The organism is Mycobacteroides abscessus ATCC 19977 (assembly GCF_000069185.1).
Lineage (GTDB): Bacteria > Actinomycetota > Actinomycetes > Mycobacteriales > Mycobacteriaceae > Mycobacterium > Mycobacterium abscessus.
Genome location: NC_010397.1, coordinates 2,155,329 through 2,173,624, shown reverse-complemented (window position 1 = coordinate 2,173,624; position 18,296 = coordinate 2,155,329). Strand labels below are relative to the sequence as shown.

Sequence of the window (18,296 nt, the reverse complement as noted above, 5' to 3'; positions counted from 1 at the left end):
TCGTTAAGCGCGCCACTGCGCGCACGCGTCGTAGAACTTTCTTCGTCAGCCTCGCTGATTTCAGGCTTTTCTCACGGCGATCGATTTTGCCCATCGGCAATCTCGCCACTTCCAAGCCTCGAAAGGCGTATCACTGCTGTGTCTTCAACCTCTACAACTTCAACCTCTACAACGACATTCGCCTCACTCGGGGTGCCGGCACCCCTTGTCAACGTCCTGACTCGGGGCGGTATTGACGCGCCCTTCCCGATCCAGGCGGCTACTCTGCCGGATACTCTCGGCGGCCGCGACGTGTTGGCGCGCGGCAAGACCGGTAGCGGCAAGACCCTCGGTTTTTCTATCCCCGTGGTCGCGCGAATCGCCGACGGCACGCGCGTGCCGGGCCGGCCGCGCGCGCTCGTGTTGGCCCCCACTCGCGAACTGGCCACCCAGATCAGTGCCGTCATCGAGCCGCTGGCGGCCGCCTACCGGATGAAAGTCACCACCATCTTCGGCGGGGTTTCGCAGCATCGGCAGGTCCAGGCGCTCAAGGCCGGAGTGGACATTGTGGTCGCATGCCCGGGCCGGCTGGACGACCTGCTCAAGCAGGGCCACCTGACATTGGACGGTATCGAGATCAGCGTCCTGGACGAGGCCGATCACATGGCCGATCTCGGATTTCTGCCGGTCGTCACCCGCCTACTGGCCGCGACACCGAGCTCCGGTCAGCGTCTGCTGTTCTCAGCCACGCTGGATAACGATGTCGACAAGTTGGTCAAGAGATTCCTGCACTCCCCGGCCGAGCATTCGGTTGATCCCGTCGACTCCCCCGTCGCGGCAATGACGCATCACGTTTTCGCGGTCGCCGGCCCCGACGCCAAACGCGAGCTGATCAACACCCTGGCTTCCGGTACTGGGCGCCGAATCTTGTTCATGCGCACGAAGCACCATGCGAAGCGGCTTGCCCGTCAACTCACCCAGTCGGGCATTCCGTCGGTTGACTTGCACGGCAATCTATCCCAGGGCGCACGCGACCGGAACCTGGCCGCATTCGCCAACGGCGAAGCCCGGGTGCTGGTGGCCACCGATGTCGCGGCCCGTGGGGTTCACGTCGACGATGTCGCCCTGGTGGTGCATGTCGATCCTCCGGCAGAACACAAGGCATACCTACACCGGTCCGGGCGGACGGCCCGCGCGGGTGGCACCGGCGATGTGGTGACGCTGGTTCTGCCCGAACAACGTCGCGATGTCGACGCACTGCTGCGCAAAGCCGCCATCAAGGCCACCCCACGCCAGGTGACCGCCGATTCGGTTGAGGTCGCCAATTTGGTGGGTGAGGTCGCACCCTACGTGAAACCTGTGCCAGCGCAAAAGACTTCACAACCGGCGGCGACCAACAACCGGCCCGCCCGTCGGGTGCGCAAGCACACCGAGGCCGGCGAAGGCCGTCCGGCACGTACGCCGCGGCGTGGCGGCGGCCGCGGTCAGCAGCGCCCCACCCGCAAGGCGGGAAATAGCGGCTCCCGGTAGCCCGACAAGCCACCTACACCTGCGCCGCGGCGCGTGATGCCGCCTTCTCTTCGTAGTACTTTGCGCGTTCATCCACGGCGGCAAGGAATTTCGCTAAGGTATCCCGCGCCTGCTCACCCTCGGGTCCGATGTCGGCACGTTCGAACACGCGCCAGAAACGCAGGATGGGCTGTAGCACGTCATCGTGATGGATGCGCAGGTCATAGATTCCCGCCTTGGCGATGGCTATGGCGTTCTGCGCGAAACCTTCCATGCCCATGCCGGGCATCGCGAAACCGACGATCTCCTTGCAGATGGCCTGCATAGCCGCGTCGGGCTCGATATCGAGAGCCGCCAGCATGAGGTTGCGGTAGAACACCATGTGTAGGTTTTCGTCCAGCGCGACCCGGGCCAGCAGCTGATCGGCAATCGGGCAGCCCGATGCCTTGCCCGTGTTGCGATGGGATATCCGTGTGGCCAGCTCCTGGAATGACACATACGCCAATGCCTCCAGCGGCGTTTTGTCGCCCGAGTCGTAGCCGGCCACGGTATGCGCCATGCGCATCGCTTCCAAATTGCCCGGATCGACACCGCGGGTCACCACCAGGTAGTCGCGAAGCGCGATGCTGTGCCGCCCTTCTTCGGCGGTCCATTGGCCCACCCATGTCCCCCAGGCACCGTCACGTCCGAACCGTGTGGCGATCTCTCGGTGATACGACGGCAGGTTGTCCTCGGTGAGCAGGTTGACCACCAGGGCCGCCTGGGCGACCGGATCCAGGGGGCTGTCCTCCGGTTTCCAATCCTCACCCCCAAGGAAGGCGAAGTCCCTGCCCCGGCTCCAGGGCACGTAATCGTGTGGGGCCCAAGGCCTTACGGCACGCAAATGCCGTTCGAGGTTTTCCTCGACAACGGGCTCCAGTTCGGTGAGTAGTCGCGTTTGCAGTCCAGTCACCATCTCGTCCACCTCTCTGTACGACCTGATCACGATCCGTAACCTACGGTACCGTAAGTTACGCTCAAGTAGGTTAGAGATGGGTGAACTTGTGAGGACTAAGCGGCTCCGGCGCGAGCGCCGATGACCACCGGCGCCACCAGATAGCTCGGCTGGTCGGGGTCCAGCACCACCGACTGGCCGTGGCGGCTGGCCCATAGCTCGGGAATCGACGGAATGTAGCGCGGCAAGCTGGCGGCCGAAATGACGACCCGCAGCCGATGACCGGTCTTGATCATCGCGTCGACCTCGGTCAGGTCGATATCGAGAGTTGTTGACACCCCTGGCTCTACTGGCATTTTCTGCCCTTTACCGGTCGGATGCCAGGGCGAGAGGTAGTCCCCGTCGACACCGCGCACACTCTTGGCCTCGTCCACCGCGCGACGCGATGTCAGGAGCGCCCCCTCGGCCAGCATCCGGGAGAAGCCGTCGGGAGCCACGTCCGTCACCGAGACAACCCAAAACGCCTCAGCACCGTTCGCCCTGGTGCGTAGGTGCAAGTTGAGCGGCCCGGAGACGACCCACGGTGCCGTGGCGGCGGCGCTGGTGAAGGTCAGCGCCCCGCGCTCGAAGTAACGCGAGTCCTTGAGCCCAGAGGTGCCCAGCACCGCGGTCATGCCGGACATCAGCCGGGAGGTTGTGGGCGATTTCAGCAGTCCCGGCCGACGGCGCAGTCGGTGCTCGGTTCGGCCCCGCGGCGCGGCAGCACCAAGAGACCCATCCAGGGAGGTGTGCGCCGCGAAACCTGACGGCTCGGCATCCAGGTAGAACCGTTGCGGTACGGCCTCCGGGCGCGGATAAGTCTCCAGGGTGTGCCAGCCGCCATTCTGCTGTTGCAGGGTGACCGGACCGTAACGATCGATTCCGTTGTCAATACCCTTGAGCCACTTGTCGAACCACGCACGCTGTAACACATCGAGCCGGGGCGGCCCGTCCGGCCGTCCGAGTTGGGAGCCCGGCGAGCCGTGGTACCCCTCGTTGATAATCACCTGAAACATGCCGTCCGGCATCGAGATTCGGCGATGGATACGAAGTGCTGCCGGGCCGAAGATGTCGTCCCACGCCCCGTAGACGAAGGTCGGGATTTCGATGTCCTCGAATCGGGGACTGATCTGCCGGAAATACTCGTCGTTGTCGATCAGTGTGCCGCGACCGCGCAGACCCTCGAAGATATAGCGGATCACCCGGTTCAGGGGCGCCCGCAACCGCCCCGCGAGCCAGCCCGGTGCGATACCGCCGCGCACCACGTCCGAGGGCGATGGCAGCCACTTGCCCAAGGCCACCGCGAGCATCCAGAGGGGCATGAAGAAGGTCTGCGCCCCACCTGTTTTCATGAGATCTCGGGAAATATCGCTCACCGGCTCGACAGCGAAAACCGCGCCCAGACCCGGTACTCGGTTGCCAGCGGCCTGCAACGAGTTGATCGAGCAGTAGGAGATGCCGTACATCCCGACCGAGCCGTCGCACCATGGCTGTGCCTGGGCCCAGGCAACAACCTCTGCGGTGTCCCGCTGTTCGACATCATCGAACATGCCCCAGTCGCCGCTGGATGCCCCGGTGCCGCGGACATCAATCACCGCCTGCACGTATCCGCTGCGAATCAGTGCGTCGTCGACTCCGAACGTGGCGAGGCCGCCGCCCGGAAGCGCGCGCGCCAGTTCCGAGAGTTCGAACAGGCGGGGATTCTTGGGTGGCGCGTCCGGCACCGTGACACCGAGGCGTCGCAGCCCGCGCAGCAGCCAGGCGGCCAGGTGGGTGACCGACTTGTTGTATGGGGTGAGGTTCAACAGCACCGGCAGCCGCTCGGCCACCGGGGTGCCGTCGGCATCGGCCGGCCGGAACACCTGAGCCTTGAGGACGGTGCCGTCTGACAGCGCGATGGACACGTTCGGAGTGAAGGAGACGCGTGGGTATCGGCCGGGGCCGTCGGCGGTCGCGGTCCACTGTTCGGCCAGATCCACTCCGGTCAGTGCGGTATCGAGAGCCGGTAGAGCATCCCGGACGCTTCGATGCTTTGCCGTGGTCACTGCGGTTTCCTCCCGGACGGGGGCATCGTTGCCCTGGCTCGCTTGGAGATGCACGTTACTTGCAGTACGGGTACTTTGGGGACGACTTGTGACATGTGTTGAACAAGGCTCGCTGGTTTTGTGCCCGGCGTGGCGTCGGCGCCTGTCGGAGTCCCTGCCTAGGCTGCCAGCTATGAGTGAGACCACGCGAGACCGGCCGGTGCGCCGGCCCGCGCTGTCTCCTTCGCGTGCCAGCGACTTCAAACAGTGCCCGCTGCTGTATCGGCTCCGCGCGATCGATCGGCTCCCCGAACCACCCTCGGCCGCACAGGCCCGCGGCAGCCTGGTGCACGCCGCCCTGGAGGACCTGTACACACGGCCCGCCGCCGAACGCGAGTACGCCACCGCTGCCGGACTGGTGGAACCTGCCTGGGAACGCCTGGTGGAATCGAACCCCGAGCTGGCCGAGGTGGTCGAGGCCGAGCGCCTTCCCCGATTCTTCGACGAGGCACGGGACCTGTTGTCGGGCTACTACCGGCTCGAAGACCCGACCCGATTCGATCCCGATAGTTGCGAGGAACGCGTCGAGGTCGAGCTCGCCGACGGAACCATGCTGCGCGGTTTCATCGACCGCATCGACATCGCGCCCGGCGGTGCGATGCGACTCGTCGACTACAAGACCGGACGCGCACCGCGCGCCTTGTTCGAAGCCAAGGCGCTTTTTCAGATGAAGTTCTATGCCGTCGCCCTGTACCGCACCCGCGGCGTGGTTCCCCGGCGGCTCCGCCTGCTGTACCTGTCTGATGGCGAGGTGCTCGACTACGCCCCCGATGAAGCCGAGCTACTCAAGTTCGAGAAGACGTTGATGGCGATCTGGCGAGCGATTCAGAACATCGGCACCACAGGCGATTTCCGGCCCAATCCGTCCCGGCTGTGCGATTGGTGCGCCCACCAATCGCTGTGTCCGGCGTTCGGCGGCACACCGCCGCCCTACCCGGGATGGCCTGCAGATTACGGTGTCGCCGACGCTGATATCGAAGACACTGCGACCTCAATCTCGGGAGATGCCGCATGACCTTGGACCTGACGGGCTGTTACTACCGGCGTCTGGATGCCGACGGCGAATTTCAGGTGTTCGAGTCGACCGAACTCACCGCCAGCGGCTGGGGGCCTAACCTGCAACACGGCTCGCCCCCGATGGCGCTGCTGCTCAAGGCCATCGAGGAGCTGCCCGAGCCGCGTGAAAACCTGCGAATCGGCAGAGTCGCACTGGATATCTTGGGCCCGGTGCCACTGGAGCCGGTACGCGTGCGGGCCTGGATCGAACGGCCGGGCCGGCGGATCGCGCTCGCAGTCGCCGAGATGGAGGCACGTGCGAACGGCGGATACCGCGCGGTCGCGCGGGCCAGCGCCTGGTTATTGGCAACCTCCGTGACGGCCGACAAGGCCAGTGATCGATTCCCGCCACTGCCCGAATATCCGGCGGGCCCGACGCCTCAAGCCTTCGGATTCGAGGGCTCCAATTATTCGAAATCGGTTGATTTCCAGTGGTTTACGGTGCCAAACGGGGAACCGCAGGTGGCCTGGATGCGGCCGCACGTCCACATCGTAGATACCGAACCCACCACGCCGTGGCAGCGGCTGGCCTCCGTTATCGACTCGGCCAATGGCATCGGCGCGGTGCTGAACCCGCTGCGATTTGTCTACATGAACACCGACACCGTGATGCACGTGCACCGGATCCCACAGGGCGACGAGTTCGGTGTCCGCGCCCGCATGTCGGTTGGTCCGGACGGAGTGGGCGTCACCACCGCGGAAATCTTCGACCGCCAGGGGCATATCGGTTCCAGCGCGCAGACCGTGCTGGTTCAGCGGCGTTAAGCGCCGATTCTGCGCCGCACCGTTTCCTTGATGTGCGTCGGCAGTGCAGGCACCTCCAGCAGCCGCGGCAACAGCCCAGGCTCACGGGTCAACGCCCGGAAGGCCAGCCCGATGGTTACCTCGTGCCGCGGAATGTCGCGCACGGTGATGTAGTCACCCTGACGCACCACTCCGGGAGAGATCACCCGCAGATATGCGCCCGGAATCGCCTTGGCGGTAAAGGTCTTAACCCAACCCCGCCGGTTCAGCCAAGCCGCGAAGGTGCGGCACGGTATCCGCGGCGAGGAGACCTCCAGCACCAGCCCCTCGGTGCCGATGTGCCATTGCTCGCCGATCCGCGCCCCGGTCACGTCGACGTCACGGGTCGTGAGGTTCTCGCCGAACTGTCCATTATCAAGGTCGCAGCCCAATTCACCCTGCCACCAGTCGAGGTCTTCCCGGGCATAGGCGTACACGGCTTGATCGTCTCCGCCATGAACACTGCGATCGCCAATGGCATCACCCGCAAGTCCGCTGTCCGCTCCCTCCCGCGGTGCACGGACGGCTATCGCCAAATCCGTTGGTCGCTTGTCGATCCCAGTCGGCACCGAACCGCCCGCCGGGTTCACACGCAACTCCCCCACATTCACCGTCAAGACTTTGGTCACCCGTACAGGATACGAAGCCCCACCGCTAGCAACGCCCTAGCGGGCCGCACGCATAAGTGGCAACAGATACCTGATCGCGAACTCCCGCGTGTTCGTGTCGGTGTCGGTCGGCAGCAGGTCGGAGGGGTTGACCAAGAACGTCGACGTCAGGCGCAGCGCCAAATCCAGCGCGCGCTTCACCGCGGGGACAGGATAGGAGTCATCGGACAACAGTTCGGCGATGACCGCCAAGAGACCTTGATATCCCGCCGTGTTCACATCGAACACATTCCGCGAAAAAGATTCGGAGTCGAATTCTTTCAGCGCCGCCACCAACGGGTGGTGGCGCGCTTCGCGCATCCCCATGACGAATGCTTCGACCATCCGGTCTTCCGCATTGGACAGCGGCGCGAGCACTGCTTGCGCGCGGACGAAGAATTCCGTTGTTTCCCTTACCAAGACAGCCGCGACAATGTCTTCCTTGTCTCCGCATTTCCGGTACAGCGTCGGCCGTGACACACCGGCGCGTCTGGCGATATCGCCGACAGCGGTACGCGCGATGCCATGAGCGACGAATTCCTCGCGCGCGGCATCCAATAGACGGGAAGTAGCCACATTCGTCTCCGACAGGGTTCCCGTGGCTAGCTGCCGCAACAACGAGTCGAGCTCTACCACGGAGCCGATAGTAGCGGCGGGCGCCGATGCCATGTCGACACGACTCATGGCTATCGCCCCCTCACCATCTACCAGCGGTTTGAATCAATGAATAACTTTTGATTCAGTATTGCACGCCCGCCGGATCCGCCCTACACTTCGCCACCAGAACCGTGATCAACCGGAGAGGACGGGCGTATGCGGTCCATTGACACCGATTCCGTGGCTCCAGCAGTACCGAAGCCCCCGGTACCCCGACTTCCACCACGACTGCCGATTCATAAGGCGGCGCTCCTAGGACTGAGCTGCTTAGGCGATCCGACTCGCCTGCCCTATCTGCTGCTGCCCAAGATCGCGAATCGGTATGGCGATATCGTCCGCCTATTCACGGGCCCAACGCCCGCGCTCACCCTCACCCTGATCAACCATCCCGACTACGTCGACCATGTGTTCACCCGACACCACGACCGCTACGTCAAGCACGAGGCCACCATCGAGCTGGTGTCCGGAGAACCCGTCGCCCTCCCCCTGCTTGAGGGGCGGGAGTGGAAACGAGTCCGTTCCGCCTTCAACCCGTACTTCGGCGAGCGCGCACTGGCACAAGCGACCCCATTGATGATGGAGGGCATCACCGAGCGAGTCGATGCCTGGTCGCGGCATGTGCACAGCGGCGAACTGGTAGACCTCGAACACGAACTCGGCGCTGTCGTGATGGACGGACTGATGCGATCGATGTTCAAGGTTCGGCTCAGGCCTGCCGAAATCGATCACGCAGTGGACGGAGCCCGCCGCTACGGCGTCTACGTCATCAGCAGAGTAGCCATGCACTTCCTGCCCAGATGGCTACCAAACCCCTTGCGCCGCAGCGGTGAAGAGGCCAAGGCTGAGCTATTTGGCATCCTGGACCGCTTCGTCCAGGAGCGGGCGGGTTGCCCATCGACCGGCACGCCCGACCTGGTAGACACCTTGCTCGCGCTGGAATTCGATGGCTGCCCCCAAATCCGGGAACGGAGACGGCGCTCGGAGGCCGCTGGGCTGGTCTTCGCGGGCTTCGAGACCACGGCAGCCGCACTCGCCTGGACCATCGCGCTGCTCTGCCGCAACCCGATCGCATTGGGAAAGGCCTACGCGGAAGTCGACGCACTCGGCGGCAAGACGCTGGCGTACGACGACCTGGAGAACCTGAAGTATCTGCGAGCCTGTTTTGATGAGGCGCAGCGGTTTCAGGCCGCACCAGCCAATGTCCGAACAGCCATCGAAGACGACGAGGTCGGCGGCTACTTCATTCCGCGGGGCTCGCAGGTCATCATCACGCAATACGCGTTACAGCGCGACCCCCGGTTCTGGAACGAACCGGAAAGATTCAATCCCGATCGATTCCTGACCGACAGGATCAATCGGAATACCTTCCTGCCGTTCAGCATCGGGCCACGCAAATGCATGGGGACCCGAATGGCCTACATCGAGGGAACCCTGGTCTTGGGAGCCATCCTGCAGCGCTACGCATTCCAGATCCGCGACGGTTGGACGCCCAGGCATCGAGTCCGGGTATCCACCGGGCTCGCCGGCGGTCTACCGGCACGGCTGTTCGCCCGATGACGTCAGACCCCGCAACACCTACCCATTCACGAAAGGAACACGATGAGCCGATTGGAAAAGTTAGGTCCCTCGCCGGAACACGCGAAATACCAGGCGCTCATGCCCGAGTTCTGGAAGAAGGTACAGCAGCAAGAACAGAACGACATCGAGCGCGGGCTCCCCGCTCAAGGCAGGACGGAATTCGCCTCTACATGGTTTGACGCTTGGGCCGAACAAGACATCAAGAAAATCGACTACTGCATTGCCGAGGACTGCAGCTACATTGACAGCACGACATTTCAGGAGAACAGGCTCGGGCGTCAGTTCACCATCGACAACTGCCAGGCCGCCTTTGATGTCTTTCCCGATTTTGCCTTCTACCCACAGGACGGCTCCAACAGGTCACTGCCCTACTGGGACTACTTCGACAATCAGTGGCGGGTGACCATTCCCTGGCGGGGTATCGGCCGCATGATTGGCCAGACCATCGAACCCACCACCGGGGCCAGGCTCAAGGGAACGGGCCGCTGCCTGAATTTCATTGGTATTGACCGGTATACGTTGACCGAAGACTTCAAGATCACCCACATCGACACCGACTGGGACATGCTCTACGGTGCCGCGCAGCTAACGGGACTGGGGCCCCTGGTGCGCAGCCGCAGCCTGCAGAAGATCGGACTACGCGCAGCCGGTTTGGTGGCGCCCGCGTTCCGCCTGGCGACCCTGTTGACCGCACGGTAGCCGCTATGTCGCGGTGGCGCCCCGATAGCAGGCGATGAGACCCGCGATCAGCCCAAGGCTCGCGGCCTCGATCACCACAATCAGAATGTTCAGCGGGCTCATCAGCTGCAACAGGTTCCCGATGAAAAGGCTCAGCGGGGTGTGCTTACCGAAGGCCGAGAAGAAGTAGACGCCCGCCGCCGCAACGGCTATGAACGCCAACGGCACCGCCGCAACCGCGGTGGCGAGCACACGCGGCACGACAAACCCGTGCGTGATATCGATACCTCTGCTGCGCATCGCACCAATGTCCCGTTGAATCCGCGCCGAATCGGCCTCGGCGAATACCACTGTCGCGCCTGCGGCCGCGGCCACCAGGACAGCATGGGTGGGGAAACCCGTCGGACCGAACACCAAGGCCTCGAGCACAAGCACGATCAGTACCGCCAACGGTATCGCCACCATGCACATCGGCAGCACCGAGACTCTGGCTATCGCGCCCGCTTGCCGAAAGAACTCGCGCACTGCGGGCGGGCGAGTCAGGGCGGCAACGAGCACGCCCCCGGTCATCGACAGAAAGCCGGTCAGCGAGCGAGCCGGTTTTCGTGCGGGCACCAGCGTCAGGTCATCGCTCGGGCCCGCTTGCGTCATTGCCGGGGCCGCTACGTACGTGGTCACATCTCTCTACATATCGCGTTCAGCCCGTCTGCGCGGGAGAATGCGCAAGATCGCCCGGGGCAGCGCGAAACAGCCGATTAGCTGGGAACCTGGCCATCGCCGGTCCGCGGTTAGACGGCCACCTTGTTGCGGCGGCGTTCACGAACCATGGCGATCGCGGTCTTGAGTCCGCGCCGCGGAACCGACTCCACCCCCGGCACCTGAGGTTGTTCCAGGACCACGAACATCCGCTCACTGCGGGTTTCCGGCGCGTTATCCGCAGTAGCGTGCAAAAACCGGTCCGGCAGTGAGAGTTTGGCGATGGTGCGCCATGTCTTCGCGTACTGGAACAACATCGACCCGGTGGTGTAGGGCAGGTCGTAACGCTCGCAGATCTCCCGCACCCGCACCGAGATCTCGTGCAGCCGGTTGCTCGGCAGATCCGGGTAGATGTGGTGCTCGATCTGATGACACAGGTTGCCACTCATCAGTCGCATCGTCGGTCCGGCGTTGAAGTTCGCGCTGCCCAGCAGCTGACGCAGGTACCACTGACCCCGTGTCTCGTTCTCCATGTCCGTCACGGTGAACTTCTCGGCCCCGTCAGGGAAATGTCCGCAAAAGATCACGGCATTCGACCAGAAGTTCCGCAGCAAATTGGCCGTCGCATTGGCGGTCAGTGTGGACCGGTAGGTGGCTCCGGGTGATGCTGCGGTGATCGCCGGGAATGCCACGTAGTCCTTGAAGAGCTGCGAGGCCGCCGACCGAACCAGCTCACGCAGTCGCTGCTTGGTGGCCTCGCGTGTCTCCTTCTTCCAGATCTTGCGAAGTTCCAGGTGCTGCAAGGCAATTCCCCATTCAAAGCCGGCTGCCAGCATGAAATTGAAGGGGATGTTGAACAGGTTGCGAATCTTCCACGATTCATCGCGGGTGACGCGCAGCAGCCCGTAGCCGACGTCGTCATCCAGATCGAGAATGTTGGTGTACTTGTGATGCTCGACGTTGTGCGTGATACGCCAGTGTTTGGCGGCGCCTGCCATGTCCCACTCCCATGTCGAGGAGTGAATCTCGGGATCGTTCATCCAGTCCCACTGACCGTGCAGGACGTTGTGCCCGATCTCCATATTCTCAATGATCTTGGCGACGGCCAATGTGACCGTTCCGGCCCACCATGCGGCGCGCTTGGTGCTCGCGGCGAGCAATACGCGGCCACCCAACTCAAGGGCGCGCTGCGCGGCGATGGTACGCCGGATATACCGGGCGTCGCGCGCACCGCGCGACTCCTCGATCTCACGTCGCAGCCCATCGAGCTCGACGGCCAGGTTCTCGACGTCCTCGCTGGTGAGATGCGCGAATGCCGAGATGTCCGTGATTGCCATCGGCCTCCTTTCGCGCCCACGATACCTTTACCCTACGGTCCCGTAGGTTACTCGTCGGTAAATGGACACGCCACAGGCGGTGACAACCAGGCCACGGTATGCGCCGACACGCCGTTTTCTGCGCGACTCGAAGGCGTGTCGGACACACGACGCGGCGTGTCGAACACCCGTGGGGGGTGACTGGGCTCACGTGACGAAGTCGGCGAGATTCTCGACAAGATCGAGCAGCGGCTGCGGAGCCACGCCAAGCAGCACGGTGATCAGTGCGCTCACCGCGATCGACACCGTCACCGCGGGACCCGGAATGCGCAGTACCCCGGAATCCTCGACCGGGTCGGCGAAGAACATCACCACGATGACGCGGACGTAAAAGTAGGCCGCGATGGCGCTGCACATCACGCCCACCACCACCAGAGGCATGGCACCCCCGGCTGCCGCGGCCTCGAAAACAGCGAACTTGCTCACGAATCCGCTCGTCAAGGGGATTCCGGCGAACGCCAACAGAAACAACGCGAACACAATGCCCAACACCGGCGCTCGCCGACCGACCCCGGCCCACCGCCGCAGATCGGTTACCTCGTCGTCGTCTTTGTAATCGCCATCGGCCCCGTCATCTGCGTTGCCCGAACGCACCAGACCGGCGATGATGAACGCCCCTACAGTGCTGAAACCGTATGCCGCCAAATAGAACAATGTCGAGGAGACACCACGCTCGTTGGCGGCGGCTACGCCGGTAAGCAGAAATCCGGTATGCGCCACCGCCGAGTAGGCCAGCATTCGCTTGACATCGGTTTGTGTCACCGCACCGATCGATCCGATCAACATGGTGGCAATGGCCACCCCCCATAGCACCGGCCGCCAATCGGTGGTGATTCCCGGCAGCGCGACATACAGCACCCGCAGCAGCGCACCGAATGCCGCGATCTTTGTGGTTGCCGCCATGAACGCGGTCACCGGTGTGGGCGCCCCCTGGTACACGTCGGGGACCCAGAAATGGAACGGCACCGCACCCACCTTGAACAGCAGCCCCACCGACAACATGGCGACACCGAGCAGCAGAAAGGACCGTTCCCCCGCATCGGCATCGACGGCACGCGCGACGGCGTCGAGTTCGACCGTCCCCGCGTATCCGTACACAAACGCCGATCCGAAAAGAAAGAACGCCGAGGAGAACGCCCCCAGCAGAAAGTACTTGAGCGCCGATTCCTGGGACAGCAGTCGGCGGCGCCGGGCCAGAGCACACATCACGTAGAGCGGAAGAGAAAACACCTCCAGTGCGACGAACATCGTCAGCAGGTCATTACAGGCCGGAAACAGCATCATGCCCGCGATCGCGAACAACGTCAGCGGGAAGATCTCCGTTTGCGTGATACCGGTGCGATTCAATACCCGCTCCGGTTCACTTCCGGGCACGCTGGACGCCTGCGCGGCAAAGGAGTCCAGCCCGCCGCCGGCCCCCGCGCCGACGGCACTGGGCACCGCCGCGACTGTTCTGCGTTGTGCCATCACCACCAAAGCCAATCCGGACGCCACCAAGATGAGCCCCTGTAAGTACAGCGTCGGGCCATCGATCGCGACCGCGCCGTTCATGACGACCTGATGTGAACCGCTCAGCGCCACCACCGCCACAAAGGCGCCGAGAATTCCGACCGTCGCCAGGGCCAATTGGGTGCGGAGCCGATGTCCCCGCGGAACGAACGCCTCCACCAGTACCGACACCACCGCCACCCCGAACATGATCAGCATGGGAGAGAGTGCGCCGTACGCGATCGCGGGAGCAGGAAGAATTCCGATATCGGTCATCGCTGCTCGCCTTCGCCGTGTCGGAGAGCGATATCGGCCACGGTGGGCGGCGGATCCTTCTCGTTGACGGTGCGCAAGGTCTGCTCGACAGCGGGGTTGACGATGTCGAGCAATGGTTTGGGATAAATGCCCAATACCAGCAGAAGCGCGACCAGCGGCGCCACCACGGTGAGCTCACGGCGCTTAAGATCTCCGATGGTTTCGTTTCCCGGCGCCAACGGCCCTGTCATCATCCTCTGATACATCCACAACACATAGATGGCCGCCAGTACCAGGGCGACAACGGCGCACGCTGCCGCGACCGGATAGCGCGTGAAAGTGCCTACCAAGACCAGGAATTCGCTGATAAACGGCGCTAGCCCCGGCAGCGAAAGAGTGGCCAGACCTGCCACCAAAAATGATCCGGCGAGTACAGGCGCCACCTTCTGCACGCCTCCGTAGGACGCGATGAGTCGAGAGCCCTTGCGGGTGACCAGAAATCCTGCGACCAGCATCAGCGCCGCGGTGGAGATGCCGTGGTTGACCATGTATAGCGTCGAGCCCGATTGGCCCTGACTTGTCATCGCGAAGATACCCAGGATGATGAAGCCGAAATGCGATATCGACGTATAGGCGATCAAACGCATCACATCGGTCTGGCCGATGGCCACGACCGCGCCGTAGACAATGCCGATGACCGCCAGTGTGACGATCACCGGAGTGAAATATCTACTGGCATCGGGGAACAGCTGGACGCAGTACCGCAGCATCGCGAACGTGCCCACCTTGTCCACGACCGCCATCATGAGCACCGCGCTGGACGGTGTGGCATGCACGGCGGCGTCGGGCAGCCAGGTGTGCAGCGGCCAGAGCGGAGCCTTCACGGCGAACGCGAACATGAACCCCAGGAAGAGCGCCTTCGCCAAACCCGGATCGATACCGAGCGTGCCGGTGGCGACCATTTCGGTGATATCACGCAGATCGAATGTGCCACCGTGTTCACCGGCCGGACTCTGGGCCGTGACCACATAGAGCCCGATCACGGCCGCCAACATCACCAGCCCGCCGAACAGGTTGTACATCAAGAACTTCACCGCCGCGCGGGAGCGTTGCTTGACATCGGAATGTGTGCTCCCGAATCCACCTATCAGGAAGTACATCGGGATGAGCATGGCCTCGAAAAAGATGTAGAACAGCAGTACGTCCAGGGCCGAGAAGGACAGCAGCACCATGGCTTCCACAATCAACATCAGCGCCATATAGCGCTGCGCCAGCGGCCGGTGGCCGTACCCCGGGGCCTCTGCCCCGTCGTTCCATCCCGCCAGCAGCAGCACCGGCAGCAGCCCGGTGGTCAGCAGCACCAAGGCGAGGCCGATCCCGTCAAGACCAACCGCGTACTTCATTCCGAATGCCGGTATCCAGGACACCGATTCGACGAACTGGTACTGCGGGCCGACGGGGTCGAAGGCGATTGCCACCCCGACGGCGACGATCAGCACGAGCAGCGAAGTGCCCAGAGCGGTGTACTTCGCCAAGGTGCGCTGGTGGGCCGGTAGCACCAATATCGCGGCGGCACCAACCAACGGAATGAGCCATAGCGCTGTCACGGCACCCACCGCACTCACCACCTCACTGCCATCAACACCGCGACCACCACGGCCGCGCCTGCGCACATGGACAACGCGTACGAGCGGACGTGGCCAGTCTGCAACTGCCGTACCCAACCCGATACGGCACCGAGGATTGAAGCCACACCGTTGACCATGCCGTCGACCGCACGGTCATCGACCAGCACCATGCCCCGAGTCAGCCGTTGGCCAGGACGCATGAACACCGCCTCGTTGAAGGCGTCTCCGTAGAGATCCCGGCGCGCGGCGACGGTGAGGGTGGAGCCCTGTGGTGCGGTCTCCGGGACATCCGCGCGATATATCCGGTAGGCAATACCGGCTCCGCAGAGCACCACCGCGACCGTGATGGCACTGATCACCCAGCCCGGCACGGGTAGCTCGCCATGATGCATACCAACCACAGGCGCCAACCAGTTCTGTAGTGCCCCACCAAGGCTCAGCAAGAATCCGGCCGCCACCGAACCGACTGCGAGCACCAACATCGGCCATGTCATCACCGACGGCGATTCGTGTGGATGCACATCCCTGTGCCAACGGCGCTTGCCGAAGAAGGTCAGGAGCATGACCCTGGTCATGTAGAAGGCGGTGATACCGGCGCCCGACAGGGCCGCCGCACCCAACAGGAATCCGCCCGCACCACCGTGACCGAAAGCGACCTCGATGATCTTGTCCTTGGAGTAAAAGCCGGCGAATGGCGGAACACCAATGATGGCAAGATATCCCAGCCCAAAGGTGACGAAGGTGATCGGCATGACGGCACGCAACCCGCCGTAACGACGCATATCGGTTTCCTCGTTCATCCCGTGCATCACCGAACCGGCGCCGAGGAACAGCCCAGCCTTGAAGAACCCGTGGGTGAGCAGGTGCATGATGGCCACCGCATAGCCCGCGGGGCCCAAACCCGCCGCCAGCACCATGTACCCGATCTGCGACATGGTGCTGGCGGCAAGCGCCTTCTTGATGTCGTCCTTGGCGCAGCCGATGATGGCCCCGAACAGCAGCGTGACGGCGCCCACCAGCACCACCGCCACTTGGGCGTAGGGAGCGTGTTCGAAAATCGGCCCGGAGCGGGTGATCAGGTAGACACCCGCGGTCACCATCGTCGCCGCATGAATCAGCGCAGAGACGGGGGTGGGCCCTTCCATCGCGTCGCCGAGCCAGGACTGCAACGGCACCTGGGCCGACTTACCGCAGGCCGCCAGTAACAGCGCCAATCCGATTGCGGTATTGCGGCTCTCACCGGCCGCGCTCGCCGACCCCAACACCTGTGCGAAACCGACGGAGCCGAACGTCGAGAACATCAGCATCATCGCCAGCGCCAAGCCCATATCACCGACCCTGTTGACGATGAAGGCCTTCTTGGCCGCCGCGGCAGCCGACGGTTTCTGATACCAAAAACCGATCAGCAGATAGGAGGCCAGACCGACCCCCTCCCAGCCCAGGTACAGACCAAGGAAGTTGTCGGCGAGTACCAACAGCAGCATGGCGGCGAGAAACAGATTCAGATATCCGAAGAACCGTCGCCTGTCCGGATCATGTGCCATGTAGCCGATCGAGTAAACATGGATCAGCGAACCAACCCCGGTGATCAGCAGTGCGAAACACACCGACAGTTGATCGAGGGTCAACCCGAAATCGATGTGCAATCCGCCTACCGGGACCCAGTTGAAAAGCACCTCGTGCATCACTCGATCGGGCCCGGCCCTGCCGAGCATGCCGAGGAATGCCACCACGGCCACCAGGAACGACCCGAGGGACGCCGCACAGCCCACCAAATGCCCCCGGGCATCTCCCCGGCGGCCGACGAGCAGGAGCACAGCCGCACCAGCAAGAGGCAGCGCCGGCATGAGCCATGTCACGAGTACTCCCCTCCTAGAATTTCAACACATCGGCGTCGTCGACCGAGGCCGACCTGCGGGTGCGGAAGATCGTCATGATGATTCCCAGCCCCACCACCACTTCCGTGGCCGCAACCACCATGGTGAAGAACGCGATGACTTGGCCGTCGAGGTTCCCGTGCATCCGGGCGAAGGTGACGAATGCCAGGTTGGCGGCATTGAGCATCAGCTCCACGCTCATGAAGACCACAATCGCGTTGCGCCGCAACATCACACCGGCAGCGCCGATGGTGAAGATGAGCGCCGCGAGATAAAGGTAATTGTCAGGATTCACGCCTGCCCACCTCTGCCTCCATCTCCCGCGGTGTGAGTACTGCGCTGACAGACAGCTCCGAGAACGATCCGTCGGGCAGCAGTGCGGGTACGTCGACCGCGTTATGCCGGGCATACACACCGGGATTCGGCAACGGTGTGGCACGGTCCCCGTGTTGGAACCGTCGAATGGCCAGCTCGCGCTGGCCGCCGGTTTGCCCCAGTTTCTCGCGGTGTGCCAGGACCATCGCCCCGATCGTCGCGGTGATCAGCAGCGCACCGGTCAGTTCGAAGGCCCACAGATAGTCGATGAAGATGCGTTCGGCCAGACCTTCGACATTGCCGCGGCTATTGGCCTGGCCAAGACCCACAAAGACTGTGGTAGAGGCATTTCCGATACTCGCGATGGCGAGTATCCCGAATCCCAGGCCTGCCGCGACAGCGCCTACCCGCTGCCCCGGGAGAGTCTCCACCAGAGAATCCGAGGAATCCACGCCCACGAACATCAGAACAAAAAGGAACAGCATCATGACCGCGCCGGTGTACACCACCACCTGAGCAACGCCCAGAAACAGCGCTCCCTGCGCCACGAAGAACACCGCCAGGATGACCATGGTCATGGCCAGAAAGATGGCCGAATACACGGCCTTCGGTGCGGCGATCACACCGAGCGCACCGAGCACCGCGATGGCGCCGAGCACCCAAAACGTCACCCCTTCCCATGTCGGGGTGCGCGATAGCCCCTCGGCCGCAAGCACT

At 63.4% G+C, this 18,296-nt stretch carries 16 protein-coding genes; 5 read left to right on the top strand and 11 right to left on the bottom strand.

Features of this window, described 5'->3' with window-relative positions:
- The first annotated feature begins 192 nt into the window (after window positions 1–192).
- On the top strand, window positions 193–1,509 hold the full coding sequence (locus MAB_RS11015; protein ID WP_005080124.1) for a DEAD/DEAH box helicase: 1,317 nt from the start codon (window positions 193–195) through the stop codon (window positions 1,507–1,509).
- Between the two features lie 13 nt (window positions 1,510–1,522).
- Here MAB_RS11015 and MAB_RS11010 read toward each other — a convergent pair whose 3' ends face one another.
- Together MAB_RS11010 and MAB_RS11005 are read right to left on the bottom strand one after the other, a co-directional pair.
- Window positions 1,523–2,443 (bottom strand): acyl-ACP desaturase, encoded by a 921-nt coding sequence (locus MAB_RS11010; protein WP_005110688.1) that lies wholly within the window; start codon window positions 2,441–2,443, stop codon window positions 1,523–1,525.
- 95 nt (window positions 2,444–2,538) lie between these two features.
- The gene (locus MAB_RS11005) at window positions 2,539–4,506 is read right to left on the bottom strand and encodes a CocE/NonD family hydrolase (RefSeq protein ID WP_005080127.1); all 1,968 of its coding nucleotides are present in this window, start codon (window positions 4,504–4,506) and stop codon (window positions 2,539–2,541) included.
- Between the two features lie 172 nt (window positions 4,507–4,678).
- On the opposite strand from MAB_RS11005, the gene MAB_RS11000 reads away from it, so the two are divergent.
- Window positions 4,679–5,560: a RecB family exonuclease gene (locus MAB_RS11000; RefSeq protein ID WP_012296515.1), complete on the top strand. Its 882-nt coding sequence runs from the start codon at window positions 4,679–4,681 to the stop codon at window positions 5,558–5,560.
- Window positions 5,557–6,366 (top strand): thioesterase family protein, encoded by an 810-nt coding sequence (locus MAB_RS10995; RefSeq protein WP_005110683.1) that lies wholly within the window; start codon window positions 5,557–5,559, stop codon window positions 6,364–6,366. Before MAB_RS11000 ends, MAB_RS10995 begins: the two co-directional genes overlap by 4 nt.
- Here MAB_RS10995 and MAB_RS10990 read toward each other — a convergent pair.
- Window positions 6,363–7,013, bottom strand: a complete 651-nt coding sequence (locus tag MAB_RS10990; RefSeq protein ID WP_005110680.1) for an MOSC domain-containing protein — start codon at window positions 7,011–7,013, stop codon at window positions 6,363–6,365. The genes MAB_RS10995 and MAB_RS10990 overlap by 4 nt on opposite strands.
- A 36-nt stretch (window positions 7,014–7,049) precedes the next feature.
- Window positions 7,050–7,715: a TetR/AcrR family transcriptional regulator gene (locus tag MAB_RS10985; protein WP_005080131.1), complete on the bottom strand. Its 666-nt coding sequence runs from the start codon at window positions 7,713–7,715 to the stop codon at window positions 7,050–7,052.
- 129 nt (window positions 7,716–7,844) lie between these two features.
- On the opposite strand from MAB_RS10985, the gene MAB_RS10980 reads away from it, so the two are divergent.
- Window positions 7,845–9,245 carry a cytochrome P450 gene (locus MAB_RS10980; protein WP_005110678.1) on the top strand — a complete coding sequence of 467 codons (1,401 nt, stop codon included), beginning with the start codon at window positions 7,845–7,847 and terminating at the stop codon, window positions 9,243–9,245.
- Between the two features lie 42 nt (window positions 9,246–9,287).
- A complete protein-coding gene (locus MAB_RS10975) occupies window positions 9,288–9,965 on the top strand; it encodes a nuclear transport factor 2 family protein (protein ID WP_005080133.1) in 678 nt (225 codons plus the stop codon).
- Between the two features lie 3 nt (window positions 9,966–9,968).
- On the opposite strand, the gene MAB_RS10970 is transcribed toward MAB_RS10975, so the two are convergent.
- The 7 genes from MAB_RS10970 to MAB_RS10940 all read right to left on the bottom strand — a co-directional run bounded on the left by MAB_RS10970 (window position 9,969) and on the right by MAB_RS10940 (window position 18,295).
- Window positions 9,969–10,622: an ABC transporter permease gene (locus MAB_RS10970; protein ID WP_005110676.1), complete on the bottom strand. Its 654-nt coding sequence runs from the start codon at window positions 10,620–10,622 to the stop codon at window positions 9,969–9,971.
- 110 nt (window positions 10,623–10,732) lie between these two features.
- Window positions 10,733–11,977, bottom strand: a complete 1,245-nt coding sequence (locus MAB_RS10965) for a fatty acid desaturase family protein (protein WP_005110674.1) — start codon at window positions 11,975–11,977, stop codon at window positions 10,733–10,735.
- A gap of 186 nt (window positions 11,978–12,163) precedes the next feature.
- Complete coding sequence (gene nuoN, locus MAB_RS10960) at window positions 12,164–13,780, bottom strand: NADH-quinone oxidoreductase subunit NuoN (protein WP_005110666.1); 1,617 nt, start codon at window positions 13,778–13,780, stop codon at window positions 12,164–12,166.
- Window positions 13,777–15,387, bottom strand: coding sequence for an NADH-quinone oxidoreductase subunit M (locus tag MAB_RS10955; RefSeq protein ID WP_017206477.1), 1,611 nt, complete (start codon window positions 15,385–15,387; stop codon window positions 13,777–13,779). The genes nuoN and MAB_RS10955 overlap by 4 nt, the downstream gene beginning before the upstream one ends.
- The gene (nuoL, locus tag MAB_RS10950; protein ID WP_005110664.1) at window positions 15,381–17,246 is read right to left on the bottom strand and encodes an NADH-quinone oxidoreductase subunit L; all 1,866 of its coding nucleotides are present in this window, start codon (window positions 17,244–17,246) and stop codon (window positions 15,381–15,383) included. The genes MAB_RS10955 and nuoL overlap by 7 nt, the downstream gene beginning before the upstream one ends.
- Window positions 17,247–17,259: 13 nt before the next feature.
- Window positions 17,260–17,559 (bottom strand): NADH-quinone oxidoreductase subunit NuoK, encoded by a 300-nt coding sequence (gene nuoK, locus MAB_RS10945; protein ID WP_005061219.1) that lies wholly within the window; start codon window positions 17,557–17,559, stop codon window positions 17,260–17,262.
- Window positions 17,549–18,295 (bottom strand): NADH-quinone oxidoreductase subunit J, encoded by a 747-nt coding sequence (locus tag MAB_RS10940; protein WP_005092390.1) that lies wholly within the window; start codon window positions 18,293–18,295, stop codon window positions 17,549–17,551. The genes nuoK and MAB_RS10940 overlap by 11 nt, the downstream gene beginning before the upstream one ends.
- Window position 18,296 lies beyond the last annotated feature (1 nt).